The following is a 25,288-nucleotide window of genomic DNA, read 5'->3' as shown; positions in this document are numbered from 1 at the left end:
CAGGGCCAGGCCCGCAAGCAGACAGGAGCACCCCCGGTGAGCACAGCAGAGGCGCGCAGCACAAACATTCCGGCAGCGGCCGGGCGGCTGGTGGCGGTGGTGGTGACCCACAACCGGCTGGACAAGCTGAAGGCGACGCTGGCGCGGCTTTTGGAGAGCCCGGAGGACGAGCTGGCGGCGGTGGTGGTGGCCGACAATGCGTCCTCGGACGGCACCGGCGCATGGCTGGCGGCGCAGGACGACCCCAGGCTGGACATTTGCACCAGCGCCACCAACCGCGGCGGCGCCGGCGGCTTCGAGATGGGCATGCGCCGGGCGATGGAGCATCACGCCCCCGATTGGCTGGCGGTGATGGATGACGACGGCCGGCCCGCTCCCGGCGGGCTGGCGGCGTTTCACGCGCTGGCGATGCACCGGCAGCCGGCAGCTGCGGCAGAGGGCGGCGGCTGGGACGCGGTGGCGGCGGCGGTCTATTTCCCGGACGGCCGGATCTGCGAGATGAACCGCCCCTCGCGCAACCCGTTCTGGCACGGGCGCGAGTTCCTGCGCACCCTGTTCGGCGGCGGCCGCTCCGGCTTTCACGTGCAGCCCTCGGATTACGAGGGGGCGGGGATGCAGATCGACGTCACCTCTTTTGTGGGCTTTTTCATCTCGGCGGATGCGGTGCGGCGGATCGGCTATCCGGATCCGGAGCTGTTCATCTATGGCGATGACGGGCTGTATACGCTGGGGCTGACCAAATCGGGCGGCCGGATCGGCTTTGAGCCCTCGGTGCGCTTCGAGCATGACCTGTCGACCTTCCAGGCCGGGGGCGCGGATGCGCAAAAGGCGGAGGCGGCGCAACGCGGCCGCTTCGTGCCGCTGTGGAAGGCTTATTACTACCACCGCAACCTGCTGCTTCTGTACCGGATGGCGGCGGGCTGGCTGTTCTGGCCGGTGCTTCTGGTGATCGTGCCGAAGTGGCTGATGAAGCTGCGCCACCACCGCGGCGGCCGCCGCGCCTTTGCCCGGCTGATGGGCCATGCCCTGCGCGACGGGCTGCTGCGGCGGACCAGAGTGCCCCATGCCAAGGTGCTGGAGCTGGCAGGCGACAGCTGAGCCGGCGGCGGTCCCGCGCCGCGCTCAGCGGTTCAGGATATCGCGGTGAAAGCGGCCCATCAGGATCAGCCCGAGTGTAAAAAGGATCAGGCTGGTGGCCAGCACATAGGTCACGCTGACATAAGCGGCTGTGTAGCTGGGGTAGAAGCCGGTGCGCATCAGCCCGGTGATATGCATCAGCGGGTTGAACCACAGGATGTCCTGCGCCAGCGGCGGCAGATCTTCATAAAGAAACAGCACGCCGGAGGCGAGGAACAGCGGCCGGGTGATCACCGACCAGGCCACGTCCCACAGCGGGTAGAGCCCCATCAGCACGCAGTTCACCGTCCCGACCCCCAGCCCCAGCAGAAGTGAGAGCACCATAGCCAGCACTGCGGGCGGCAGATCCAGCACCGCGCGGCTGTCGGTCACCACATAGACGCCGCCGATCAGCAGGACGGTGATCAGGATTCCAGTCAAGCTGTTCAGCAGGAATCGGGCCATCACCGCATCCACCCAGGTCACCGCCGGGAACTGCAGCAGCGGCTTGGAATAGGAAATCGCCCGGCCGGTGGTGGCTGAAATGATTTGGTAGAGATTGAAGGGCAGAAAGCCGGTGGCGTAAAACAACAGGAAGCTGGTGCCCAGCGACGGGCTGCGGATCACCAGCGAGAAGCCGAGGCTGAGGAACAGGATCGCTGCCAGCGGCTCAAGAATGGCCCAGAGATAGCCGCCGGGGGTGCGGCCGTAGCGGGTCGACATCTCGCGCAGCACCAGCGCCGCGATTGTGCGCAGGCTGGCAAAGCGGCGCGCGCGGCCGGCGGCGGGCATCTGGGCGGGGGGCAGGGCAGGGGCCGCTGCGGGCGGGGTGCTGGTCATGAATACCCATTGTGAATATGCGCTGTGCAGGCGATAATATGAAAGAAAGACGAGGCAATTACAAACGGCTGCAGGCCGGGATAAGCAGATTATGACACAGGATCGCCCGGCGGCGCGCCGGAAGGCTGCCGCTCACTTCCGCACCGGCCGCAAAAGCTCTGACACATCCGGCCCGGCAGAGGCAGCGGCGGAGGGCAGCGGCCCGGACCGGCCCGCCGCGCCCGGCCGGGAGGCCGCCAATGTGAAACATCTGCCCGGCGCGCCGGACCGTCCTGACGGTCCGGGCGGCGAGGAGGCCAGCGGCGGGCAGGACCGTCAGGGCCGCCCAGGCGGCAAGGGCGCAGGCAGGAAGCTCCGGAAACTGCGCCGCAAGGTGCAGAAGGCCGAGGCAGCCCAAGCGGCGCTGGAGGCGCAGATGGCTGGAACCCCGGCCTATCCGGTGGCCCGGCCCGCGCATCTGAAGGGGCGCCACCGCGGGCTGATCGCCAGTTTCGCAGCCCTGGTGCTGCTGCCGCTGGCGGCGGCGGTGTTTTATCTGTTTGCGGTGGCCGAGGACCAGTATGCCTCCACCACCGGCTTCACCGTGCGCAGCCAGGAAAGCTCCAGCGCCAATGACCTGCTGGGCGGTCTGGCCAGTTTCGCCGGCAATTCCACCGCCTCGGACAGCGACATCCTCTATGAGTTCATCCAGAGCCAGGAAATGGCCGAAGCGGTCAATGCCCGCGTGGACCTGCGCGCCCATTACAGCCAGCACTGGCCAACCGACTGGGCCTTTTCAATCTGGCCCGATGCGACGCTGGAGGAGCTGGTCTGGTTCTGGCACCGGATGGTGCGCATTTCTTATGACAGCGGCTCGGGCCTGACCGAAGTGCGGGTCACCGCCTTTGACCGGGACACCGCCCAGGCGGTCAGCAGCGCTATCGTCGACGAAAGCCAGATCCGTATCAATGCGCTGAACGAACAGGCCCGTGCTGACGCGATGCGCTATGCCGAGGCGGATCTGGCGGAGGCGGTGGAGCGGCTGAAGGCGGCCCGCGAGGAGCTGACCCGGTTCCGCACCCGCACCCGCATCGTCGACCCGGAGGCCGATATCCAGGGCCGCATGGGGGTGATGAACAACCTGCAGCAGCAGCTGGCCGAGGCCTTGATCGAATACGACCTGCTGGCGGGCTCGGTGGCGCCGGGCGACGTGCGGCTGAAGCAGGCGCAGCAGCAGATCGGCGTGATCCGCGAGCGCATCGACATCGAGCGCCAGACCTTTGCCTCCAGCAACACCGACACCGGCGGCGTCGGCGAGGATTACCCGACGCTGATCTCCGAATTCGAGCGGCTGACGGTGGACCGGGAGTTTGCCGAGGAAACCTACCGCGCGGCGCTGACGGCGCTGGAGGCGGCGCGCGACGATGCCGCCCGCCAGAGCCGCTACCTGGCCACCTATATCACCCCGACCCTGGCCGAGGAGGCGGAGTACCCGCGCCGCTATGTGCTGTCGGCGCTTGCCGGGCTGTTCCTGCTGCTCACCTGGTCGATCGGGGCGCTGATCTATTATTCGATCCGCGACCGCAGCTGAGAGCCCGCATATGATCCGGTTCGAGAACCTGACCAAGAGCTTCCGGCTCAAGGGCGAGCGCAAGGTGGTGATCGACAACCTGAACCTGACGCTGCCCGAGGGCAAGTCGCTGGCGCTTCTGGGCCGCAACGGGGCGGGCAAGTCGACGCTCTTGCAGATCATCGCGGGCACCCTGCGGCCCGACTTCGGCCGGGTGGTCTCGGACGGCACCATTTCCTGGCCGGTGGGGCTGGGCGGCTCCTTCCACCGCGATCTGACCGGGGCGGAGAACGTCCGTTTCATCGCCCGGATCTACGGGGTGGACACCGACGACCTGGTGAATTTCGTCGGGGACTTTGCCGAGCTGGGCAAATTCTACCACATGCCGATGCGCAGCTATTCCTCCGGCATGCGCTCGCGGCTCACCTTCGGCGCCTCGATGGGGATCCGTTTCGACACCTATCTGGTCGACGAGGTGACCGCGGTGGGCGACCGCTCCTTCAAGCGCAAGAGCCGCGCGGTCTTCGCCGACCGGATGAAGCATTCCAGCGCCATCATGGTCAACCACTCGATGAACCAGGTGCGCCAGTTCTGCAATGCAGGCCTGGTGCTGGAGCACGGCAGGATCCGCTATTTCGAAGACCTCGATGAGGCCATCGAGGTGCATGAGGCGATGCTGGACTAGCGCTCAGGCGGCGCGGTCCTGTCCGGAATCGAGGGTTTTCTCCCAGTACGCCTTGCTGGCCATATCGGCATAGCCCTTGCGGTAGTCAGCTTTCAGGCTGCCATAGCTGCTGCGGAAGGCCAGCAGGGTTTTTGCCATCCGCCAGGCCAGGCTGAAGAAGCGCCGCTTGGAGTGGGTCACTGTATAGGCCTTGTCGCCGCGGGTATTGAAATAGGTGAGCCGGGCGCCGCCGAAGGCGGGGAAGACGATGCCGCGCTCGCCGATATCCAGCACCATCCGGTCGCCGATCGTTTTCCAGAACGGGATCAGGTGGCCGTTCAGGGTGAACAGGCCGAAATAATGCCGCAGGCGGCGCGGCAGCCTGCTGAAGCGGGCGCGCCCGGGGGCGGGGGCTCCGGACGCCGGCTGCCAGACCTCGTCCTTCATCAGCGCCTTGATGTCGGCGCGGCGCTGCGACATGTCGATGTTCTCATCAAAGAAGCCGGGCCCCTTCATCACGTCCTGCCAGGCCAGCAGCTGCGCCTCGGCGCTTTCGTATTTGAAGCGCAGCATGGAGCGCAGCATGAAGCGGATGGCGATCCGGGCAGTGCCGAGGGGGCTGCGCTCCAGCTGGTCGAACACCAGGTGGTGAATGAGGTGGTTGCGCAGATCCAGATACAGCGTCTGCGGGCTTTCCTTTTCGGTGAAGTCATCCTGGAAAGAGACCACGCCGTTCAGGGTGCAGATGCGGAAATCATTGGCCAGCGAGAAGCTGATGTCATCGCCGCGCACGAAGAAGGGGAAAGGGTGGCGGCTGACGCTGGCAACCGGGAAGGCAAAGAACCACCAGCCGCCGTAAAGCGTTGCCGGAGTGCTGCGGGCGGATTTGAATTCCATCTGCACGACCTCGGCGGGATCGCGCAGGTCGGTGCCGTTGTAGAGCGGGCGGCAGGAGCCGTCGAAGAAGGCGCCGTTTTCCCACATGCACCATTTGTGGGTGTTGTTGATCATCGCCCCGGCGAGCGCGGTCTTCGGGTCCCGGGCCAGGGCCAGGAAGGTGTAGCAGCGGGCGATGTTCTCCATGTGGAAGGAGGCATCGTCATCCATGAACAGGCAGTGGGTATAGCCGTCCTTCTCCGCCTCCAAGAGGCCGCGGGCAAAACCGCCGGCGCCGCCCAGGTTGCGGTTCGGGTAGGGGATCACATTTTTGGTGGCGGCGATCTCCGCGCTCTGGCCGTTGTCGACCACCTGCACCCGGATCTGGCTGCCATAGGCGAACTGCCCGAGGAACCGCTCAAGCCGGGCCACGGTGTTCTGCACCTCCTTCTCGCGCTTGAAGGTGGTGATGGAGACCGCCAGACGCGGCAGCTGCTCCGGCTCATCCCCGGTGAAGAACCGCCCGCTGGTGAGGGTGACCTCGCCTCCCAGCGCCTGCACCTCGGCATAAAGGGCGCCTTCGGTGTCTGCGCCGGCAAACTCCTGCAGGCTGATCACATGCGGCTGGCCGTCCAGCAGCTCGGCGATTTCGCAGTAGACCACCTCCCAGGAGAGGCCGGGCCGGGCATGCACGATCCGGATCTCTGCCTTGCCGCTGCCGGATACTTCGGCAAACAGGCTGTCCAGGCGGCAGCTGCGGTTCCATTTGCCGAGGCTGAACAGGTTGAAATAGGTGCCGAAGCTGATGCGCGCGCCGGGGGCCAGAACATAGCGCCCGGTGCTTTGGGAAAAGCCGATCGCGCCCTTGGCCTGGTAGAAAAGCGCGTGTTCGGTGCAGATTTCAGGATCGGGGGCGATGAAGTTCTGCAAGGTGGGCATGGCGGAAACCTTTCCGGAAAAACTGGGACGGGACGTTCAGAGATCGCGCTGAAGGCTGCTGATGAAGCGGCTCAGCTCGGGCGCGGGCAGGGCGGCGGGATCGAGTTTCGCGAGAATCTGCGCCGTGGCCTCGGCCTCCGGCACTGGACGGGGGCTGCGCATCTCGTCGAGGCCGGGGAAGAAAGCGGGGCGGCCGGTCAGCTGGCTGAGATACTCATGGATGGGCGCAAAGGCATCCGCCAGCTGCTGGCGGCGCTCCGCGCCGAACAGCTCCACGTCGCTGTTGCGCACCGGGCTGAGGCCGCCGGGCGCGGCCAGGAAGAAATCGCGCAACGCCTGCGCCTGCTCCGGCAGCAGGTCGCGGTTGGCGCGGCGGATGATCTCGTAAGCGGCCCGCGGCAGCCCTTCGTTGGACCGGCCTCCGGCCGGCAGGCCATCGGGGAAGGCGCAGCCCGCCTGAGCGGTGAAATCCTGCACCGAGCCGCCGGCGGCAAGAATGTCGCTGTAGTTGCGCAGATGCAGCGGGCAGCCTTCGAATTCACGGACCCAGGGCTCAACCATGCGGCGGTAGTTGAAATGGATGGATCCGGTCTGGCCGCTGCCGGGGCTGGACAGGGGCTCCAGCTGGTGGCCGAACCGCAGCCGCTGGCCGAACCAGGAGGCCATGTATTCGTCCGGCCGGCGCAGGGCGCAGTACAGCTCCCATTCGGCGGCCGGGAACAGGCCATGCAGCTTGGCAATCAGATCCTCATGCCCGGCGCCGAAGTTGGCAAAGACCTCGGAGCACAGGATGACGGTGTGCGGCTGCAGCACCTCGACCTGGTGGGTCAGGGTGTTCAGCATGGCCGCCAGGCCGGGCAGGGGGCCGTGCCAGGGCGGGGTCTTGCGGCCGGTTTTGCCGGCCAGCATGCGGAAGGCGAGCGCATTGTGGGGCTCGCGCACGTTCATGCAGCCGAGCGTCGGCCTGTCCTGCCTGCCCAGAGCTTGCGCCAGCAGATGCGACAGGCCTTCGCTTTCCGCCGCCGGATAAAGGATGCCGTGCTCAAGCAGCGCCAGCGCGTTGCGGGCCAGATAGGCCTGCAGCGCGGTGGAGCCGACCTTGTGATGACCGAAATAGATGATGACTTTCATGCGGGTGCGGGCTTCTTGCGCGGGGGAGTTATTCGGCGGCCTTGGCGGTCCGTGCCTGGCGGGCCAGTTCCACGTCGCGCTCTCGTTTGGCATGCAGGAAGGCGGGCCAAGCGACGCTGGGTTCTTCCAGCAGCCCGGCGATCATGCCGGACATCAGCTCCAGCGAGCGCAGCTCGGAGCCGGAAAGGTAATCGGCCGGATCGGTGGATTGCGGTGCGGGGATGGCTTTTTCAACGGCCGCATGCAGCTCGTTTTCCAGCAGCGGCTCACCGCCGAAGAACTCCCGGTCCAGATTGCGGGCATCGGCCAGATAGGTGGTGCGGATGTCCTCCGCCAGGCTTTTGTGCAGCTGCAGTTTGGTGCGCTGGTGCGGCGGCGGCAGCTGCCCTGTGAGGCGGGAAAATTCCCAGCCGATCTTGAGCCGGAGGTCGCGATCCGCTTTCAGATGGCGCTGCAGCACCTTGAGCCGCATCAGGTCCTCCAGGCAGAGCGATTCATTGGCCTGGCTGTCGCCGGTGATGGTGAAGGGGATGCCGCCAAAGGCGTGATGGATGAAATCGCTGACCACATCGCCCTGATGCAGCTGGCTGCGGATCATCGGCCGCAGGGTGAAGGCGCCGCCGAAATGCTCCCGCCAGGCGGCAAACCGCGGCAGATAGATGAATTCCTCCACCTCCTTGCGCCGCTGCGCGAACCTTTCGAGATCCGCTTTCAGTGTTTTCGGCACGCCTGCCTTGATGCGCTCGGCAAAGCTGGATGCAATGCGGGCGGCATGCGGGCGGACGTAGCAGAAAATCCGGATCTCATCGGCCGTGCCGGCAAAGAAGGTATCAATCACCTCGCGCAGCAGCGCGGCGGGGACCGTTTCAAAGGCCTCCGCTGAAATCAGAGTGAAATCCGCCTGCGAGTCCCGGACCCTCTGTGCCAGTTTCGCAATCGGTTTTGCCGCGGCTTGCCGCGCCTCGGGGGTTTCGGCCCTGCTATAATTCAGGCATTGCTCCCCCAGCACATTACGGGCCAGTTTGGCAGGGTAGAAAACACTGTGCCCCTGCAGCTTGATCAGCCGCTTGGCAAAGGCCAGCTGGATGGAGGTGGAGCCCGTCTTGTGATCGCCGATGTGAAAGATAAGCGTCTTGCGGTTTGGCATCTGGCGACAGGTCCCTCATTGATAAACACGTCCCGCCTGCTTTAGGGCATTCCGGTTTCCGGAACAATCGCTTCGGCCGGCCGGCCGGCGGTTTTCCGTGATTGTCCCCGCGAGCTCTCTTCAGCCTTTTGCAGCAGGGCGGCAGATCCCGTTCGCCGGGGCGGGCCGGCGGCGCGGGTTGGCGGGTTGCGAAATGCAGGGAATTTGTGCAGGGAGTGGTGGATTGCATCAGGCTGTTTGAGCATCTTTAACCCGGCTTCGGAGTATTCAGGTAACTTGACAATGGTATTGCACATTTTGAAGCGCGGCCTGCGCTCTCTGGCGGGGCGCGCGCACCGGAAAACCGAAGCAGCAAAGGCGCCGGCCCGGTTGCATGTCTTCGGCTCCTCTTCCTCGGAGGTTTTCGATTACATCTTTGGCGCCACGCCGCGCTACCGCAGTTATTGGGCTGGCGGCTGGTCGGCACGGGGGCTGCGCAAGGAAACGAACCGGGGCTATGTGCTGAAGTGCCTGGAACACGCCCGGCCTCAGGACATCATCTTCCTGCATTTTGGTGTGGTGGATGCGGTCTTCAACGCGGGCTACCGCATTGATCGGGGAGATTTCCTTGATCCTGAAGAATTCTGCCGGGAAGCAGCCGAAGGGATCAGAATGCTGGTTGCGGATCTGCGCGGCGCGGGGTTCAGCAATATTTACACGGTAGCCGTCGGCGCGCCGTGCAAGGTGCCTGAACAGTATTTCCGCAAGCGGTTCCAGCTGCACGGGCTGCCTCCGCGCTATCAGGCGCAATTGCTGAACCGGATCAACCAGCTGATCAGCGGCGTCTGCGACCGGCGGGATCTGACGCCAGTCCTGGCGGATAAGCACGGAGTTCTGAAAGCCGAGTTTCACCGCGCCAAACGAAATCACCATGCCGATTACGTCAAGATTCAGAAACTGGTCTGGGAAAGCATCCGGGATATCCCCGGCCTGCCGCCGCGGCGGCAGGTCTGGCGCAGCGAGCTTTACAAAAGCGGCGCGCGGGGGGGGTCGGGAAGAGAATTGCGGCCGGAAACTTCAAGGCCGTGAACCTGAAGCGGTTCGAAGACCCGCAGCCGGAATGGAAAGAGGCGAACGAGACAGGCGCCGCCTGACGCAGATCCGCATAAAACCGCCTGCCGCTGACCGGGTTCAGCGGTCAGGCTGGTTGCCATGGCCCCCGGGTGTGCATTAGCAGGAATAAGCAATCGTGACAGACGGGACTGGGCGGACGGACCAATGATGAAAAAGAAATATCTGATGGTGGGCGCAGGCCTCTCGGGCGCGGTGATCGGCCGGCATCTGGCGGAGGCGGGCCATCAGATCACCGTGGTGGACAGCCGCAGCCATGCCGGCGGCAACTGCCATACCGAGCGCGACGCCGAAACCGGCGTCATGGTGCATGTCTACGGGCCGCATATCTTCCACACCGACGATGCCGAGGTCTGGGATTATGTGAACCGCTTCGAGACCTTCAAACCCTACAAGAACCGGGTGAAATCGACCACCCGCGGGCTGTCGGGCGAGCAGGAGGTGTTCTCGCTGCCGGTGAACCTGCACACCATCAACCAGTTTTTCCGCAAGACGATGCGCCCGGAAGAGGCGCATGACTTCATCGTCAACGAGCAGGCCGACACCACCATCGAGGATCCGCAGACCTTCGAGGAGCAGGCGATGCGCTTTGTCGGCAAGGATCTCTATGAGGCCTTCTTCAAGGGCTACACCATCAAGCAGTGGGGCATGCACCCCTCCGAGCTGCCCGCCTCGATCCTGAAGCGGCTGCCGGTGCGCTTCAACTACGACGACAATTATTTCTTCCACCAGTTCCAGGGGATGCCGGAAAACGGCTACACGCCGATGATCGAGAAGATCCTCGATCACCCGGGCATTTCGGTCAAGTTAGAGACTGAATTCACCCCGGAGACGGGCGCAGAGTATGACCACGTGTTCTACTCCGGGCCGCTGGACGGCTATTTCGGCTACCGGCTTGGCCGTCTCGGCTACCGCACCCTGGATTTCGAGCGTTTCACCCACCAGGGCGACTACCAGGGCTGCGCGGTGATGAACTACGGCGAGGAAGAGGTGCCCTACACCCGGATCACCGAGCACAAGCATTTCGCGCCCTGGGAAGAGCACGAGGGCTCGGTCTTGTACCGCGAGTTCTCCCGCCTGGCCGGGCCCGGCGACATCCCCTATTACCCGATCCGCCAGGTGAAGGAGAAGGCGCTGCTCGCCGATTACGTCAAGCTGGCCGAAGAGACCGCGGGCGTCACTTTCGTGGGCCGGCTGGCCACCTACCGGTATCTGGACATGGACGTGACCATCCGCGAGGCGCTGGACGCGGCGCGCGGTTTCCTGGACTGCCAAGAGGCGGGCAAGGCGGCACCGGCGTTTTTCACCGCGCCGCTGTAGAGCCTGCATTGCGGGCCGCAAAGGCCCGCAGCCGCGCCCGGTCCCCGTCATCCAGCAGGCTGGCGCGGGCCCAGCCCTCCGGCCCGGCCCCGTTGCGGATTTCGCAAAGGCCGGCGGTGCCGGTAGCAAAGATCTGCTGCAGCTGCGCGCGCTCGCTGTCGATTTGCCTGGCGATTGCCGCGGCGGTGTCCGCCCCGATGTGCAGCGTGGTGCCGCGGCGGTTTGCGGGATCCGGCCGGGTGCTGAAATCGGTGTCCATCAGCTGCGGGCGCAGCCGGGCAAAGCTGTTCTGATCCATCAGGGTCTGCAGGTATTCCAGCTCTGCGAGCTTGCGGTTGCTGACCCGCCGGTTGCGCCGCCCGGTACGGGCCGGGACCGGCAGGCCCAGCAGGCTGCAGAAATCCCCCAGCATATCCGGCTCCGCAAGATCCTGCGGCTCGATCGAGCGCAGCGTCAGGACCTCAGGCGGGAAATGCGCCATCAGCATCCGTGCGTAACCCAGATTGGAATAGAGCGGGAAGCCGCGGCTGTCCTCAAAACAGGCGAGGAACTTTTCGATCGAGGGCGCGCCATCGGCATAGAACCTGTGCCGGTTGATCTGGAACAGCCCGGCCCGGACAAACTGCGCATAGCTGGATTCCGCAAAATCATACGGGTTGCGGAAATAGGCGGCGATGCGGATCTGCCAGTCCGGCAGCTGCGTCTGCAGCGCCTTGTAGAGCGGCAGTAGGTTGCTGCCCGGAAAGGCATTGGCCCAATGCTCGCACGACAGCACGATGCGGCTGCACTCCCGCTCCAGCGCCTCGGCAGTGATCTCTGCCACCGCTCGCGGCAGCATCCTTGGCGGCAGTTTGGCCAGCGGCAGGTGATTGCGGTAGCCATCCGGGCTGCGCCAGGCCTGAGGGTAGCAGACGCCGCGGGCCTGGTGGTCGCTGCTGGCGGCCGCCATATGCCGCTGGATGGTGGTCGAGCCGCATTTGGGCAGGCCGATATGCAGCCATATCTGGCGGCCGGACGGGCTGCTGCGGACCGCGGGAGGGGCGGCAGTCTCCGGCACTGGTGCCGCCGCCTGCTGCAGCGCAGCCGCCAGGCGGCCGCTTTCGCATTGGGCGAGATGGGCGCGGACCGGCGGCGGCACCTCTTCGGCAAAGAAGGCCTGGGCCTGGCGGGCAAGCCGGGGCCGCAAATCCGGCCGGATGAAACTGCCGATCCAGTCCAGCAGCCCGGCCGCGAACCGGTAAAAGGGCACCTCAAAGGCGCCGAGATCCCCGCGCGCGCGCAGCTCGGCTGAAATGCGGGACAGGGCGGTGAAAACCTGCAGCCGTTCCGGGCCGTTGCGGTTGGTCAGCCGGCCCTGGCCCTCGGCCACATAGTGCATCACCCCGACCCGGTCGCTGGCCAGGATGGTGCGGGCATTGAGAAAGCTGCGCCAGTGCAGCTCCACGTCATTATGGACCGCGATCTCGGTGCAGCGGATGTCATGCTCTTGCAGGAAACCGGTGCGGTAGATCTTGTTCCAGGGGTAATTGGCGGTCTGGCACAGGCTGACCGCCGCGGCGGGGGATACCTGCGACAGGGCGCCGACATCGGCGCCGGCGCTGCGCCACAGGGCCAGGTCCGCCGGCATCTGGCCCCAGCGGCCGTCTGCGCCGCAGCGGCTGTCATGGTGCTGGAAGATGCAAAAATCGAATGTCTTGCCGTCGAGATCCCGCAGCAGATCCGGCAGCTCGCGCAGCGGCAGATCGTCGGCGTCCAGGAACAGAACATGGTCCGTGGCCACATGCTGAAGCGCCAGGTTGCGCGCCGCTCCGGCGCCGCGCGAGCAGTCCTGGCGCAGCAATGTGATCCGCTCCGGCGGCAGGCCGGCTGCGGCGGGCAGCGGGCCGAAGGCAATTGCCGGTTCTGAGCCGTCGTCTGCGATGATGATATGGCTGGCGAACTTCAGCCGCCGGATATGCCGCAGCAGGCGGTGCAGAGGGGCCTCGTCATTATGCGCAGGGATAATGACGGTCAGGTTCATACGGCGAACAGGCGCAGGTCGTGCAGGTCCAGGCGGAAGCTGTGCAGCGGCAGGAACAGGATCAGTTCGCGCCAGGGCGCTTCCGGCGGCAGGTCCTGCTGCAGGCTGATCTGCAGGGCGTCCAGGTGGCTGGCGGCCTCGGGATGGGTCAGAATGCGCTTGGGGAAGAAGCAATCGTCGAAACCGCCTTCGGGACGTCCCGAGCGGATGCAGGCACGGACCGCCTCGATCGAGGGCGAGGTGCCGCGGCAGGCAAGGCCGACGAGGCCGGCCTGGGACAGGTTGAGGCCGCCGAGGTCCATGTGCAGCCCGAACCAGCCGCCCTCGCTGCCGGCGGTGGCCTCAAGTTCAAGCAGCCGCCCGGCCGGAGAGCGCCAGCGGCCGGACACCTGCAGCGCCGGGTCTGCGTGCAGGGCGATCCCGGGCTGGATTTCGGTATGTGCGCAGAGGTCCCCCTCTGCCTGGCTGTTGCGCAGAATCTGCAGGGCATAGTTGAAATCTGCTTCCGGCCCGGTGGCAACATTGTCGGTCATCTCTGGCGCCTCAGATCATTTCCAGTTGAGGCCCCGTAGTGCCGTTTCTGCTTTGGTTTGTCCATCTGGAAAAGAGGGCGTAAAGCAGGGTGTCCAAGGCGCGGACCGTGGCGGAACAAGGGAAACCAATGCGACAACAAACAGGGCTGGCGCAGGGCTATGCGGCGGCAGTGCGGACGCTGGCGGCGCAGCAGCCGGAATATGAGGCCGGGGCGGTTTTGCGCCAGGCGCTGGCGCAGGCGCAGGGGCAGGACGAGCTTCTGGAACTGGCATCGGCAGCGCTGGACCTGGCCGAGCCGGATTGCGCCGCGGCGGCGCTGGCCCGGCTGCCGCAGGCGGCGCCCCGGCAGGCGCTGCAGCAGCGGGCGGAGCGGATGTTTTCCGTGGCCAGGTTGCCGCAGCCGGTGCCGCCCAAGGGCTGGACGCCGGTGCCCGGACGGGTGGCCTATGTGCTCTACAGCAGCCTGCCCTGGCTCTCGACGGGCTATGCGGTGCGGTCGCAGCGGCTGGCGCAGGCGCTGCGCGGGGCCGGGGCGGATCTGTACTGCCTGACCCGCCCCGGCTTCCCCTGGGATGAGGATCCGGCGGCGCTGTCGGCGGATATGCCGCTGGCCAGAGCCTGCGGCGAAGAGGTTGCGGGGGTGCCCTATCTGCACAGCCCGGAGCCGCAGTTCGGCGGCTGGCAGAATTACCCGGACTATGTGCGCAGCAGCGCCGAGGCGCTGACGGCGCGCTTCCTGGATCTGCGGCCGGAGGTTGTGATGGCGGCGTCGAACCACGCCTGCGCCTTGCCCGCGCTGATCGCGGCCCGGCGGCTGGGGCTGCCCATGGTCTATGATATGCGCGGCTTCTGGGAGCTGAGCCGGGCGGCGCGGGAGCCGGGCTTTCTGGGCGCGCCGCAGTACCGCTATGAGCGCTGGCTGGAAACCCGGATGGTGCGGCAGGCGGATCACGTTTTTACCCTGTCGCAGCCGATGCGCCAGGCGCTGCTCCGCCGCGGGGCGGCTGCGGAGCGGGTCGCGTTCCTGCCGAACGGCTGCGATCCGGACAGCTTTGGCCCGCCCGGGCGCGGCCGCGGGCTGGCGGCGGAGCTGGGGCTGCCGGAGGGGGTGCCGGTGATCGGCTATGCCGGCAGTTTTCCGGCCTATGAAGGGCTGGAGGATCTGCTGGCCGCCGCGGCCGGGCTGAAGGCGGCGGGGCACCGGTTCCGGCTGGTGCTGGTGGGGGATGAGCATGGCACCGGCCTGCGCGGCACTCCGGTGACGCAGGCGCTGCGCCGCCAGGCGGCGGAACTGGAGCTGGGGGACTGGCTGATCATGCCGGGCCGGGTTCCTTTCGAACAGGTGCCGGACTGGCTGGATCTGTTCGATATCTGTGTCTTCCCCCGCCGCCCGCTTCTGGTCACCGAAATGGTCGCGCCGCTGAAACCGGTGGAGGCAATGGCGGCCGGCAAGGCCATTGTGCTGTCGTCGGTGGCGGGGATGCAGGGGCTTTTGCAGGATGGCGAAAGCGGCCTGGTCTTTGCCAAGGGGGAGATTGCGGACCTGCAGCGCCAGCTGGGCCGCCTGCTGCAGGATCCGGAGCTGCGCAGCCGCCTGGGAAGGTCTGCCCGGGCGCGGGCGCGGGCGGAGTATGCCTGGTCCAGCATTGCGGCGCGGATGCTGGACCGTCTGAAGGCGGCGGCTGCCTCCGGGGGCTAGGGCCGTCCCTGCTGCGGCGGCCTGTTACTTCGGCCGGTTTACTTGGACCTGAGTGTCAGCGACGCCTTGCGCAGGGGGGCGGTCACGCGCCACGAGGTGCTGTTTTCCAGATCGCGGATCCGTTCCGCATGCGCGTCGCGCAGGGTCTCGGTCTCGCCCAGCGTGCGTTTCAGAGCCTCGATTTCTTCCGCGAGCTTGCGGTTTTCTTCGGTTTTGGCCTGAAGCTCCAGGCCGAGCACGGAGATATCGTTGTACCGCTCGCTCAGGGTTTCTTCCTGCTCCGAGAGCAGTTTGCGCAGGTTGAGAGTCTCTTCTTCCAGAGATGGAAGGCGGTGTTTGAATGCTGTTAGCTCTTCATGCAGCAGACTGTTCTGCTGCCGTGCTTGCGTGAGGTCCCTGTGCAGTTTGGATTGCGGCTCTTCCTGATCAGCCCGGGTTTTCAGCTGCGCCTGCGCTTTCTGAAGCTCCGCAGTGCTGAGTGCTGCGTTCTGGCGAGCCTGGGTCAGCTCAGCGGAGGCTTGTTCCAATTCGCAGGACTTACTATGCAGCTCCCCCAAGCGCCTGAAAACCGTACTTGCAGCCGTGTAACCGGGCTGCCCGGGTTTTAGATGCACCAGCCGCTGCAACCGTTCGGACTGATTGCTCCCGTGAAGGACGAGGCTGGCCGAACCGTGCAGACCAAGCGTGAAGACTTTATCTTCCGTCTGGAAGGCCTCTTGGAAAGCTTCTTCGGCGCCGGCTTCCGGGCTATGCAAGAAAAGGAGAATGCTCTGATCTGAAAGCCGGGACGGCCAAGTGCTGCTCAGTGCGCTGATCAGTGCCTTGGAAGCCGGCCGGTTAACGATCAGCAGGTCGGCTTTCCTGCCGTGGGGCAGAAACTCCGGCGTTTCCCCGGTTGCCTTGGCAAAGTGAGAAAAATCTTCGTAGTTATGCTGGTTGAAACGGGTCACTTCTGTGTCGATTGCAGAGTTCTCCACGCCGATGCACAGGCTGTCCAGCCCGAGCTTGTCCACCGCCTGGCACAGCGCGAAGTGCGGAACCGCATCTGCCATTCCCAGGGTGACCGCGATGCGCGGCCGGGCGGTTTCCACCAGCCAGAACAGCAGCGGAATGTGGCACAGGGCAGGCGAGGCTTCCAGATAGCGCGCGCGCCAGAACAGGGAGCGGCTGGCCAGCGGCGTGAGGATATCCGTGCCCGGCTGCTGCACGCCGTTTGCAGGGGCGGCGGTCAGGCTGTGCGGTTTGTTTTGCTGCAGTTCTGATTGCTCGGCGGATCTCATCGGCGGACCTGTTCAATAATTATCTGGAGGGCGCTTGCTGTTTATGGGGAGAGCGTGAGAGGAGCAAGGGGGAAGGCGCGTTTTACGTGTGGTCCGGGGGGGCGGCTGGCTTGGCTTTCATGCCGTGAACCGGTACCTCCTGAGCGGAACTGGCGTGAGAAACGGATTCGGTATGCCCCTTGCAATTGTTGTTCTTGCCGCAGGCCGCGGAACCCGGATGGTGTCTTCCAAACCGAAGGTTCTGCACCCGATTGCAGGCCTGCCGATGCTGTTCCATGCGATGCAGCCGGCCGCCGGGCTGGATCCGGACCGCTGTGTCGTGGTTGCGGGGTTTGCCGCGGAGCAGGTTTCGCAGGCGCTTCAGGAGCATATGCCGCATGCTGAAATTGTCATTCAAAAAGAACAGCTTGGAACGGCTCATGCGGTCGATCAGGCGCGCGGAGCCCTGGCGGATTTCGACGGGGATGTGATTGTTCTGTTCGGCGACACCCCCTTTATCAGGCCGGAGACGCTGCAGGCGATGCTGGACGCGCGCCGTGCGGCGGCGGATGTGGTGGTTCTGGGCTTCGAGCCCGCCGACCCCGCCCGCTACGGCCGCCTGGTGCTGGAAGGCGGGCGGCTGCAGCGGATCGTCGAAGCCAAGGATGCGTCGCCGCAGGAGCTGCAGATCGGGCTGTGCAACTCCGGGGTGATCTGCTGCAGCAGAAAAAATCTGTTTGATCTGATCAGCCGGATCGGCTGCGGCAATGCTGCCGGGGAATACTACCTCACCGGTATTGTGGAGCAGGCCAATGATGCGGGGCTGGCCTGTGCCGTGGTCACCTGCGCCGAGGAGGAGACGCTGGGGATCAACTCCCGGGCGGAACTGGCCCGGGCGGAGGTGATTTTTCAGACCCGGGCCCGCCAGGCGGCGATGGCCGCGGGCGTGACGCTGGTGGCGCCGGAAACCGTTTTCTTCGCGCCGGATACCCGGCTGGAACGGGATGTCCTGGTTGAGCCGAATGTGGTGTTCGGGCCCGGCGTGCAGATCGGGGAAGGGGCGGTTGTGCGCGCTTTCTCGCATTTGGAGGGCTGCCAGGTCGGCCGCGAGGCCGTGATCGGCCCTTACGCCCGCCTGCGGCCGGGCAGCGCCATTGGCGAAGGCGCCAAGGTCGGCAACTTCGTCGAGACCAAGAATGCCACGCTGGAGGCAGGCGCCAAGGCCAATCACCTGAGCTATCTGGGCGATGCCCGTATCGGCGCCGGAGCCAACATCGGCGCCGGAACGATCACCTGCAACTATGACGGGGTGATGAAGCACCGCACCGCGGTGGGGGCAGGGGCCTTTATCGGCAGCAACAGCGCTTTGGTGGCGCCGGTATCCGTGGCGGCGGGCGCCATTGTGGCGGCGGGATCCGTGGTCACCCGGGACGTGCCGGAAGACGCCCTGGCCCTGGGCCGGGCGGAACAGGACAACAAGGCCGGGGCCGCAGAGCGCCTGCGGGCCCGCAAGGCCGCGGCGCAAGACGCGTAAAAGACACTTCAGAGGGTAAGAGTATGTGTGGAATCGTCGGGGTTCTGGGGCAGCATCAGGCGGCACCGGTTTTGATCGAAGGGCTGAAGCGGCTGGAATACCGCGGCTATGACAGTGCGGGCATCGCAACCGTGAACGGCGGCCGCCTCGGCCGCCGCCGGGCAGTGGGCAAGCTGGCCAACCTGAATGACCTTCTGGTGCATGAGCCGCTGGCGGGCACCGCAGGCATCGGCCATACCCGCTGGGCCACCCATGGCGCCCCCTCCCTGCAGAACGCCCACCCCCATGCCCGCGAGCGGGTTGCGGTGGTCCACAACGGCATCATCGAGAACTACCGGGAGCTGCGCGCCTTCCTGGCGGAGCACGGGCTGAAGGCAGAAACCGAGACCGACACCGAAACCCTGGCGATGCTGTGCGACTATTACCTGCATCAGGGGCTGGAGCCGGCGGAAGCCGCCCGCAAGACCATTGCCCGGCTGGAAGGCGCCTATGCGCTGTGCTTCCTGTTCGAGGGCGAGGAGGACCTGATCGTCGCCGCCCGCCAGGGCAGCCCGCTGGCGATCGGCTGGGGCGAAGGCGAGATGTTCATCGGCTCGGACGCTTTGGCCTTGGCTCCGATGACCTCGCTGGTCACCTATCTGGACGAGGGCGACATGGCCGTGGTGACCCGGTCGGGCTGCGCCATCGAGGATGCCGAAGGCCGCCCGGCGGAGCGTGCCCGCAGCGAGATCGCGCAGTCGGTGGCGGCCGTGGGCAAGGACGGCCACCGCCATTTCATGTCCAAGGAGATCGCCGAGCAGCCCGCGGTTCTGGGCGCGGCCCTGAAATACTACCTGGACGGCGGCGACGGGCAGCGGGCGCTGCAGCAGATCGACTTCAGCCGGTTCGACCGGGTGGTGATGGTGGCCTGCGGCACCGCTTCGCTGGCCTGCCTGACCGCCAAATACTGGTTCGAGCAGATCGCCCGCCTGCCGGTCGAGGTCGATATCGCCTCGGAGTTCCGCTACCGCGAGCCGCCGGTCTCGGAGCGCACCCTGGCGCTGTTCGTGTCGCAATCGGGGGAAACCGCCGACACCCTGGCGGCGCTGCGCTACTGCGCGGGCAAGGCCGGGATGATCCTGTCGGTGGTCAACGTCCCCGAAAGCTCGATCGCGCGGGAAAGCGGCCTGGCGCTGCAGATCCACGCCGGGCCGGAAATCGGCGTGGCCTCCACCAAGGCCTTCACCTGCCAGCTGGCGGTGCTGGCCGCACTGGCGCTGGAGGCGGCGCGCCAGACCGGGGCGCAGCCGGCCGGGCTGCTGCAGGATTACGAGGCGCAGCTGCGCCACATGCCCAGCCAGGTGGCCGAAGCCCTGGCCTGCGAGACGGAGGTGCGGGCCGTGGCATCGCAGCTGGCGCGGTTCAGCCATGCGCTGTTCCTGGGCCGCGGCGCGCTCTATCCGCTGGCGCTGGAAGGCGCGCTGAAGCTGAAGGAGATCAGCTATATCCACGCCGAGGGCTATGCCAGCGGCGAGCTGAAGCACGGCCCCATCGCGCTGATCGACGAGGAAATGCCGGTGGTGGTGCTGGCGCCGCATGACGAGCTGTTCGGCAAGACCGTGTCGAACATGCAGGAAGTGATGGCGCGCGGCGGCAAGATCGTGATGGTGAGCGATGCCAAGGGGCTGGACGCCGCTGCGGACGGCATCTGGCAGCCGGTCCGCATGGCGCCGGTGCCGGGCCCGTTTGCCGCCATCGCCTATGCGGTGCCCTTGCAGCTGCTGGCCTATCACACCGCGGTCGAGAAAGGCACCGACGTGGACCAGCCCCGCAACCTGGCGAAATCGGTGACGGTGGAGTAGGGGGCGGACAACCGCTCCTTCAATATAAATCGCAGCCTGTGCTGGAAAGGGAACGTGAGGAATGTGTGGTATTGCCGGGTTCCTGGGGAGACAAGCAGAGGCATTATTCGACATCCGGGAAATGCTTCAGGTCATGTCTGCGCGCGGACCGGATGCAGCTGGCGTGTTTCAGAATGGCCGGCTGACATTCGGGCATGCCAGACTGAGTATTCAAGATGTAAGTGCCGCTGCGAACCAGCCGATGCAAACATCTGATGGCAGTTTCGTCCTTGTCTTCAACGGTGAAATCTACAACTGGCGCCAGTTGCGGAGAGAACTGGAGGAGCGCTACCGGTTCAGGACGGAGCGATCGGATGCTGAGGTGCTGCTGGCCGGCTATGCGCTGGAGGGGAAGGCATTCTTCTCCCGCTTGGAGGGTATGTTTGCCTTCGCAATATATGACCGGCGGCAAAACACGCTGATCCTGGTCCGGGACCGGATTGGCGAAAAACCATTGTACTACACGTGGCTGCCAGACGGGCAGATTGCATTTGCGTCAGAGGCCCGGGCATTGACAGGTGCCGGTACAGGCCGCCGGGCGGTGGATCAGCAGGCCTTGTACCACTATCTCACGATGCTCTCGCCACCGCCGGGAATGTCCCTGTTCAAGGGCGTGCAGAAACTGAAGCCCGGTTGCTTTCTTGAGATCCGGCTGGACCGGCCGGCAGAGGCCGCTGAAGAAAGCTACTGGGACATTGCGGACATCCTGAACCGGGTGGAAGATTTTTCTTACGAAGACATACTTGAGCGCGGGGAGGCCGCTCTGGCAGAGAGTATTTCCCTGCAAAGCCAGTCCGATACGCCGCTTGCAGTGGCCTTGAGCGGCGGTCTCGATTCTTCCTTGAACCTGGCATTTGCCGAACGGATCAGGCGGCGGGGCACCGGAGGCGGCTCCAAGCGCTTGTGTGCGGTTAATGTCACCCGGGCGGGTACCCGGACATCAGACGACGAAGCCGTGATCGCAAGAACGTTCAGCAGGGATCTCGGCGTGGACCTGCTTGATGTCACTTTACAGGATTCGGATTTCTGGGATGAGTTCGAAAGACTGAGCTCCGCAGTCCAGGATACACCTGTCACCTGGCCGGATATGGTGCTGATCTCGGCCATGTCACGCCATGTCCGGGACCAGAGCGGCAGTAAGGTTTTGCTGGTTGGCGAAGGCGGGGACGAGCTGGGCGCGTACAACAGCTACTTCGATGCGATAGACGAGTTCCAGGCCTTTGAAAAGGACGGTCCTCAGGCGCAAAAATGGCTGCATTCGCTGGTGGATGGCGGCCGTCTGATCCCCCGGCGACTGTGTTTCGGATTCTACGAGGTGAACAAGGAGAAGTTCTGGCGCGGCGCGGCACCGGAGCGCACGACCTATGACATCTTCCAGGATGTGATGCAGGAAATCCGCGTGCCAGGCAGCGAAGGGCATGCGCGGAGGATTTTGAACCTGGAGTACAAGCTGCGGCTGCCAGAACTCCTGCTGCCGCGGCTCGATTACGGCTCGATGGCGCAATCCGTCGAGGCGCGGGCGCCGTTCCTAGGCCGCGCCCTCCTGGAGGCCGTGCTGAGCAGCCGCTTTGAGACCCGCAACCGCGGCCGCCAGGCAAAGGCATGGATCTACGATCTCGCGCGGCGGCACCTGCCTGCTTACATTACCGAGCGGCCGAAATTCGGCTTCGGGCACGAGTTCAAGACGCTGTACAACACGGCTCTGAAGGACCGGTTCGAACAGGAGGTGCTGGGAGACCCGGACGCGCCGCTGTTTGAGTATGTCGACAGGGCCTATGCTGCAAATTACTTTGAGCGCCTGCGCGATCCGTCGCTGTCGGGAACGCGTATCTGGATACTCTACTCCGTGAACCGATGGCTGGCGCAATTCTGAAACAGATATGCATAGCATACGGCCATTTCGGAAGCGCGACGTGTTGAACACAATGACAGAAGCCAACTACGTGGGGCGTTGCGAATGTGTTTCATACGAAACAGACAGGCGTCGTACGTGAGGAAACGAAAGACTTAACAGGAAGAAACATGATTAATGTATCTGTCGTGGGAAGCCATATTCTTAAGAGGTCACTGGATTTTTTGGGAAATGGTGTCATGTCCCAAAAAATTTATGCGCCAAAGATATCTTTAGCCTCAGCAACAGGCCCTGAGGTGTGTGTGGAAGATGCTGCCTCAAAACTGTCGGCTTTAGATGGTTTCTCCAGGAAGGTTATTGTCAGGGATCTTAATAAGACTCTTGTGGATGAGATCATTGAAGCAAAAACAGATGTTGTTTTTATAGATTTCTTCGATGAGGTTTTTAACTACATCGTTAATGCGGAAAGCGGGGCTTGCCTTACGTCGTCAAACTACTTTGAGCGTATCAAGGAAAATTTAGTATTGGGTGATGAGTGGCGCGTGCTTGTTCAAAACTCTTCGGACGCGTGGGCGGTGTGGGAGGCCGGATGCCGCAGGATTCTGGAGCAGCTTCCTGCCAGAACGCGCCCCGTTTTGGTGAAACTGTATTTGCCAGAGTATTTCCTGGATGAAAAAGGAACTCTGCGCCCGTATTCGCAAGACATTAAGCGCAAAGTAGACAGAAGAAATGATATTATAGACGCATATTATAGGCGGTTTGAGAGTATGTGTGAGTGCATTTCCGTTGATATTGATCGGGAAATGGTTTTCTCTCAAACTCCAGAAGGAGAAGGTTTTCATCCGACCGATGTTCCCGAGCGCGTTTATTCTTATATTGCTTCTCAGTTGTCGGCTGCATTGCAAATCACCACGCCGGTAAAAAAAGCTTTGGATGCAAGAGTCGATGAGTTAATTTCGATGTTCAACCCAATCATTGGGTCTCAGGATGTGCCAACGATAGCTGAGATTCACAGGATGGCTGTCAACTATATCCAGAAAGGTGATTTTCTGAAAGCACAGCAGTGCGAAAGGTTGATCACGCTCGTTAGAAACTCTTCCGTGCCAAATACGGTTAAAATGGGGAAGTGCACTTTTGGCTATGGTGGAGTGGGTGTTATCATCAATGGAAATTGTAAAATCGGAGACTACGTCAATATAGGATCGAATGTCACTCTTGGTGGCGGTAGGGTGGCCAAGGATGCATCCGGAAATATGAGGGTGGCTCCGCACATAGAAGACCGCGTTTACATCGCCACAGGGGCAAAGATTCTTGGAGGGGTAGTGATTGGACATCATTCTATTGTTGGTGCAAATGCAGTCGTCACAAAGGATATCCCGCCATTTAGTGTTGTTGGAGGGATTCCGGGAAGGGTCATAAATACGATAAATAGAGATAATTTGGTGAAGTATTCTTCTTATCTTTACAAGGGTATTTCCTTGGAGGATTGTGCGCGGTATATGTTTGGGGATTAAGGGGGTAAAACGGCGCTTCATTTTAGAGCGGCGTGCCTATGTTTTAAAATATACCATCTCTGGAAAGAGTGATGTTCACCGATTTGGCCATAAATAAAGGGAATGATATTTCTGTGTGCTGGGTACGAGGTCCCTTCAGGCCCCGTACCCAGGGGGGGGTCACCCCTTTGTCGCGCTGATCCGCCAGCGGGCGGTCTCCTGGCCGCCCAGATCCACGATCAGCGTATCGGTTTCGGCGTGGGTCATGAAATGATGTCCGACCAGGCCGGCCATCGGTGTGCTGTCCTGCTCGCCGCGGGCGATGCGCGCTGGCAGATCCCCGAACTCGAGGATCACCGAAAACGCCGAGCCGGGATGCGTCAGCACCGCCTTGCCGTCTTCCAGCCGGGCCGTGACATGCTCGCCGCAGTGGAAGCGCAGCTGCGCGGTCTCCTGCGGTTGCGAAATCCCGTCTTTCCCGGTGAAGTCCAGCTGCGTCAGCGGCCCGCTCACGCTCCGCGCCAGGGTCAGCCCCGCGTAAGCCTCATGCGCGCCTTCTGCGGCGCAGATGCCGTCTTCGCTGCGGCCGTCCAAATGCGCCAGGCCAGGGTCGATCGAATAGGCCTGACCGGGCAGGCAAACGCAGTTGTGCGCCGCCGCCGAGCGCAGGTAGGCGGGCAGGGGCTGGGTGTATTCATGCGAATAGAAGCTGTTGTCGATCAGCCATTCCACCCCGTCGAAATAGAGCGAGACCGCCAGGTTGTCCTCGTGCTTGTGGGTGCGCGACAGTGAGGTTGCCAGCATCGTCAGCATGAAGGGGCGGTCCTGGTGGTTGCCCTGCCAGATCGCATAGCCGGCCTGCGGCAGCACCGTGAAGGCGGGTTTGCCATAGGGGATCTGGCCGCGCGGATTGGCCTCCTCCTGATTGGGCAGGCGGAAGGTGTCGCCTTGGCTGATGGTGCGGCGGCTGTCGGGGTAGCGGAAGAAGTCCGAGAAGCTTTGCAGCTCCGCCGCGACGGCGGGAATTTCCGTTGGCTGGCCGCTGAGGGTGGCGAGGTTGCCGGCAAATTCGATCAGCCGCTGCACGCCGTGGTGATAGCCGATCGAATTCTCGACAAAAACCGAATAGCCCCCGTCCCGCACGATCAGCTTGCTGAACTGGTCTTCCAGGCGGCTGATCGCGGTCCTGGTCCAGAGCGCAGCGCAGGGCCAGCGGGGAAAGGCCAGGCAGGTTGCCAGCAGAACCAGGTCCTGAAACCAGGCGTGGTTGTGATAGCGTGTCGGCTGGTGGCCCGCATAGAATACTTCCGAGGCCAGCAGCTGGGCGTGGCGGAAGATCGCGCGCCGCAGCCGGTCCTGACAGCGCGCGTCAAAGCCATGCGCCTGGCCGAGGCCGTAGAGCTGGATCATGGCCAGGCAGCGTTCCGCGGTGCCATGATCGTACCAAGCGTATTTGATATTGGCGTCGGGCGTATCATAGCTGCGCTCCAGCCAGCTCATGACCAAGTCGCGGGCGGCAAACAGCGGGCCGGTCTCGCCGGTGTCATGGGCATGGAGCATCAGCATGACCGCCGGGTGCAGGGCGTGCCAGGAAAACTGGTAGGTGCCGGTCTCCGGCAGGGCAGGCGGCAGCACCGCATCCGCAGGCCAGTCCAGCAGCACATCCCCGTAAAGCGGGCATTTGCCGTCTTCCATGAAGGCCCGGGCCTGGCTCTGGTAGCTGCGGAAGCATTTCAGTTCATAAGCGCGGATGGCGTGCAGGACCCGCGGCGGCAGCGGCAGGTTCTGGCCGGCCAGCGCCTCCCCGTCGAGCGGCGCTTCCCGCCAGAGCAGCATGTCCGCAACATCCAGATGCGCGGCCTCGCCCGGCGTGCCCTTGATGTAGAGCCGGATATCGGGGGCCTGAGCGTCATCCGGATGAGCCCAGCCGTGCCGCCAGCCCCAGGCAAGATCGCCATGGCCGGCAGAGAAATCGAACCACTGGTCCTGTGCCGGGTTGCCGGCCTTGACGTGCTCGAAGCCGCCGGCCCCGGTGTAGCCGATGGCGATGTAGCTGATCTGCTGCCAGCCGCGCAGCCGGATCCGGGCGCCGATGCCATTGGCCAGGGCCGCCTCCGGCAGTTTCAGCCGCAGCTGGTAGCTGCCGAGCCCGCCGGAATAGCCGGCGGTGGCATGGGCGCTCTCCAGGGTGATTTCGCCATCCCCCGAAAGCATCTCCCGGGAATAGCGCTCCCCTTCGCCCTGCAAGCTGTAGTGCCGGTACTCCAAGATCTGCCGGCCCAAAAGGCATTCCGGCAGTTTCTGGGGCTCTTGTCGTGCGGCGGG

General features: G+C 64.2%; 18 protein-coding genes. 10 read left to right on the top strand and 8 right to left on the bottom strand.

Annotated elements, in window-relative coordinates:
* The first annotated feature begins 36 nt into the window (after window positions 1-36).
* Window positions 37-1,098: a glycosyltransferase gene (locus DAEP_RS22355; protein WP_245595039.1), complete on the top strand. Its 1,062-nt coding sequence runs from the start codon at window positions 37-39 to the stop codon at window positions 1,096-1,098.
* A gap of 24 nt (window positions 1,099-1,122) precedes the next feature.
* Here DAEP_RS22355 and DAEP_RS0100360 read toward each other — a convergent pair whose 3' ends face one another.
* The gene (locus DAEP_RS0100360; RefSeq protein ID WP_027243272.1) at window positions 1,123-1,956 is read right to left on the bottom strand and encodes an ABC transporter permease; all 834 of its coding nucleotides are present in this window, start codon (window positions 1,954-1,956) and stop codon (window positions 1,123-1,125) included.
* 91 nt (window positions 1,957-2,047) lie between these two features.
* Here DAEP_RS0100360 and DAEP_RS0100355 point away from each other — a divergent pair, with 91 nt between their 5' ends.
* The gene (locus tag DAEP_RS0100355; RefSeq protein ID WP_084204380.1) at window positions 2,048-3,526 is read left to right on the top strand and encodes a KpsE/RkpR family capsule polysaccharide export protein; all 1,479 of its coding nucleotides are present in this window, start codon (window positions 2,048-2,050) and stop codon (window positions 3,524-3,526) included.
* Between the two features lie 10 nt (window positions 3,527-3,536).
* Window positions 3,537-4,190, top strand: coding sequence for an ABC transporter ATP-binding protein (locus DAEP_RS0100350; RefSeq protein ID WP_027243270.1), 654 nt, complete (start codon window positions 3,537-3,539; stop codon window positions 4,188-4,190).
* A gap of 3 nt (window positions 4,191-4,193) precedes the next feature.
* Here DAEP_RS0100350 and DAEP_RS22350 read toward each other — a convergent pair whose 3' ends face one another.
* From DAEP_RS22350 to DAEP_RS0100335, 3 genes are read right to left on the bottom strand one after another with little or no spacing between them, the layout of a single operon-like run.
* A complete protein-coding gene (locus DAEP_RS22350) occupies window positions 4,194-5,984 on the bottom strand; it encodes a glycosyltransferase (RefSeq protein WP_051337295.1) in 1,791 nt (596 codons plus the stop codon).
* Window positions 5,985-6,020: 36 nt separating this feature from the next.
* Complete coding sequence (locus DAEP_RS22345; protein ID WP_036760332.1) at window positions 6,021-7,115, bottom strand: hypothetical protein; 1,095 nt, start codon at window positions 7,113-7,115, stop codon at window positions 6,021-6,023.
* Window positions 7,116-7,143: 28 nt separating this feature from the next.
* A complete protein-coding gene (locus tag DAEP_RS0100335) occupies window positions 7,144-8,262 on the bottom strand; it encodes a hypothetical protein (RefSeq protein WP_027243269.1) in 1,119 nt (372 codons plus the stop codon).
* Window positions 8,263-8,544: 282 nt separating this feature from the next.
* Here DAEP_RS0100335 and DAEP_RS0100330 point away from each other — a divergent pair, with 282 nt between their 5' ends.
* Together DAEP_RS0100330 and glf are read left to right on the top strand one after the other, a co-directional pair.
* On the top strand, window positions 8,545-9,330 hold the full coding sequence (locus DAEP_RS0100330) for a hypothetical protein (protein WP_027243268.1): 786 nt from the start codon (window positions 8,545-8,547) through the stop codon (window positions 9,328-9,330).
* A 192-nt stretch (window positions 9,331-9,522) separates the two neighbouring features.
* The gene (gene glf, locus DAEP_RS0100325) at window positions 9,523-10,692 is read left to right on the top strand and encodes a UDP-galactopyranose mutase (RefSeq protein WP_281171934.1); all 1,170 of its coding nucleotides are present in this window, start codon (window positions 9,523-9,525) and stop codon (window positions 10,690-10,692) included.
* Here the strand turns inward: glf and DAEP_RS23250 are convergent.
* Together DAEP_RS23250 and DAEP_RS22335 are read right to left on the bottom strand one after the other, a co-directional pair.
* Window positions 10,676-12,712 carry a glycosyltransferase family 2 protein gene (locus tag DAEP_RS23250; protein WP_051337294.1) on the bottom strand — a complete coding sequence of 679 codons (2,037 nt, stop codon included), beginning with the start codon at window positions 12,710-12,712 and terminating at the stop codon, window positions 10,676-10,678. The genes glf and DAEP_RS23250 overlap by 17 nt on opposite strands.
* Window positions 12,709-13,245 (bottom strand): hypothetical protein, encoded by a 537-nt coding sequence (locus DAEP_RS22335; protein ID WP_036760330.1) that lies wholly within the window; start codon window positions 13,243-13,245, stop codon window positions 12,709-12,711. The genes DAEP_RS23250 and DAEP_RS22335 overlap by 4 nt, the downstream gene beginning before the upstream one ends.
* A 128-nt stretch (window positions 13,246-13,373) precedes the next feature.
* Here DAEP_RS22335 and DAEP_RS22330 point away from each other — a divergent pair, with 128 nt between their 5' ends.
* Window positions 13,374-14,945, top strand: a complete 1,572-nt coding sequence (locus DAEP_RS22330; RefSeq protein ID WP_051337293.1) for a glycosyltransferase family 4 protein — start codon at window positions 13,374-13,376, stop codon at window positions 14,943-14,945.
* Window positions 14,946-14,983: 38 nt separating this feature from the next.
* Here the strand turns inward: DAEP_RS22330 and DAEP_RS23245 are convergent, their stop codons facing one another.
* Window positions 14,984-16,225 (bottom strand): hypothetical protein, encoded by a 1,242-nt coding sequence (locus DAEP_RS23245; protein ID WP_027243266.1) that lies wholly within the window; start codon window positions 16,223-16,225, stop codon window positions 14,984-14,986.
* A 172-nt stretch (window positions 16,226-16,397) separates the two neighbouring features.
* Between DAEP_RS23245 and glmU the strand changes: the two genes are divergently transcribed.
* The 4 genes from glmU (at window position 16,398) to DAEP_RS24335 (ending at window position 22,984) form a co-directional block, all read left to right on the top strand.
* Window positions 16,398-17,738 (top strand): bifunctional UDP-N-acetylglucosamine diphosphorylase/glucosamine-1-phosphate N-acetyltransferase GlmU, encoded by a 1,341-nt coding sequence (gene glmU, locus DAEP_RS0100305; RefSeq protein WP_027243265.1) that lies wholly within the window; start codon window positions 16,398-16,400, stop codon window positions 17,736-17,738.
* Between the two features lie 23 nt (window positions 17,739-17,761).
* Window positions 17,762-19,579, top strand: a complete 1,818-nt coding sequence (gene glmS / locus DAEP_RS0100300; RefSeq protein WP_027243264.1) for a glutamine--fructose-6-phosphate transaminase (isomerizing) — start codon at window positions 17,762-17,764, stop codon at window positions 19,577-19,579.
* Window positions 19,580-19,640: 61 nt separating this feature from the next.
* Window positions 19,641-21,491 carry an asparagine synthase (glutamine-hydrolyzing) gene (gene asnB / locus DAEP_RS0100295; RefSeq protein ID WP_084204379.1) on the top strand — a complete coding sequence of 617 codons (1,851 nt, stop codon included), beginning with the start codon at window positions 19,641-19,643 and terminating at the stop codon, window positions 21,489-21,491.
* A gap of 149 nt (window positions 21,492-21,640) precedes the next feature.
* Window positions 21,641-22,984, top strand: coding sequence for a DUF6270 domain-containing protein (locus DAEP_RS24335; protein WP_245595038.1), 1,344 nt, complete (start codon window positions 21,641-21,643; stop codon window positions 22,982-22,984).
* Between the two features lie 159 nt (window positions 22,985-23,143).
* Here the strand turns inward: DAEP_RS24335 and DAEP_RS22320 are convergent, their stop codons facing one another.
* Window positions 23,144-25,246 (bottom strand): heparinase II/III domain-containing protein, encoded by a 2,103-nt coding sequence (locus DAEP_RS22320; protein WP_208855434.1) that lies wholly within the window; start codon window positions 25,244-25,246, stop codon window positions 23,144-23,146.
* Window positions 25,247-25,288: the final 42 nt, after the last annotated feature.

The organism is Leisingera daeponensis DSM 23529, assembly GCF_000473145.1.
Lineage (GTDB): Bacteria > Pseudomonadota > Alphaproteobacteria > Rhodobacterales > Rhodobacteraceae > Leisingera > Leisingera daeponensis.
This window is presented reverse-complemented; position numbering and strand designations above follow the sequence as displayed.

Excerpts from the sequence above, each read along its gene's own strand:
- DAEP_RS0100360 (WP_027243272.1), bottom strand. The coding sequence starts at position 1,956 with ATGACCAGCACCCCGCCCGCAGCGGCCCCTGCCCTGCCCCCCGCCCAG.
- DAEP_RS0100355 (WP_084204380.1), top strand. The coding sequence starts at position 2,048 with ATGACACAGGATCGCCCGGCGGCGCGCCGGAAGGCTGCCGCTCACTTC.
- DAEP_RS0100350 (WP_027243270.1), top strand. The coding sequence starts at position 3,537 with ATGATCCGGTTCGAGAACCTGACCAAGAGCTTCCGGCTCAAGGGCGAG.
- DAEP_RS22350 (WP_051337295.1), bottom strand. The coding sequence starts at position 5,984 with ATGCCCACCTTGCAGAACTTCATCGCCCCCGATCCTGAAATCTGCACC.
- DAEP_RS22345 (WP_036760332.1), bottom strand. The coding sequence starts at position 7,115 with ATGAAAGTCATCATCTATTTCGGTCATCACAAGGTCGGCTCCACCGCG.
- DAEP_RS0100335 (WP_027243269.1), bottom strand. The coding sequence starts at position 8,262 with ATGCCAAACCGCAAGACGCTTATCTTTCACATCGGCGATCACAAGACG.
- DAEP_RS0100330 (WP_027243268.1), top strand. The coding sequence starts at position 8,545 with ATGGTATTGCACATTTTGAAGCGCGGCCTGCGCTCTCTGGCGGGGCGC.
- glf (WP_281171934.1), top strand. The coding sequence starts at position 9,523 with ATGAAAAAGAAATATCTGATGGTGGGCGCAGGCCTCTCGGGCGCGGTG.
- DAEP_RS23250 (WP_051337294.1), bottom strand. The coding sequence starts at position 12,712 with ATGAACCTGACCGTCATTATCCCTGCGCATAATGACGAGGCCCCTCTG.
- DAEP_RS22335 (WP_036760330.1), bottom strand. The coding sequence starts at position 13,245 with ATGACCGACAATGTTGCCACCGGGCCGGAAGCAGATTTCAACTATGCC.
- DAEP_RS22330 (WP_051337293.1), top strand. The coding sequence starts at position 13,374 with ATGCGACAACAAACAGGGCTGGCGCAGGGCTATGCGGCGGCAGTGCGG.
- DAEP_RS23245 (WP_027243266.1), bottom strand. The coding sequence starts at position 16,225 with ATGAGATCCGCCGAGCAATCAGAACTGCAGCAAAACAAACCGCACAGC.
- glmU (WP_027243265.1), top strand. The coding sequence starts at position 16,398 with ATGCCCCTTGCAATTGTTGTTCTTGCCGCAGGCCGCGGAACCCGGATG.
- glmS (WP_027243264.1), top strand. The coding sequence starts at position 17,762 with ATGTGTGGAATCGTCGGGGTTCTGGGGCAGCATCAGGCGGCACCGGTT.
- asnB (WP_084204379.1), top strand. The coding sequence starts at position 19,641 with ATGTGTGGTATTGCCGGGTTCCTGGGGAGACAAGCAGAGGCATTATTC.
- DAEP_RS24335 (WP_245595038.1), top strand. The coding sequence starts at position 21,641 with ATGATTAATGTATCTGTCGTGGGAAGCCATATTCTTAAGAGGTCACTG.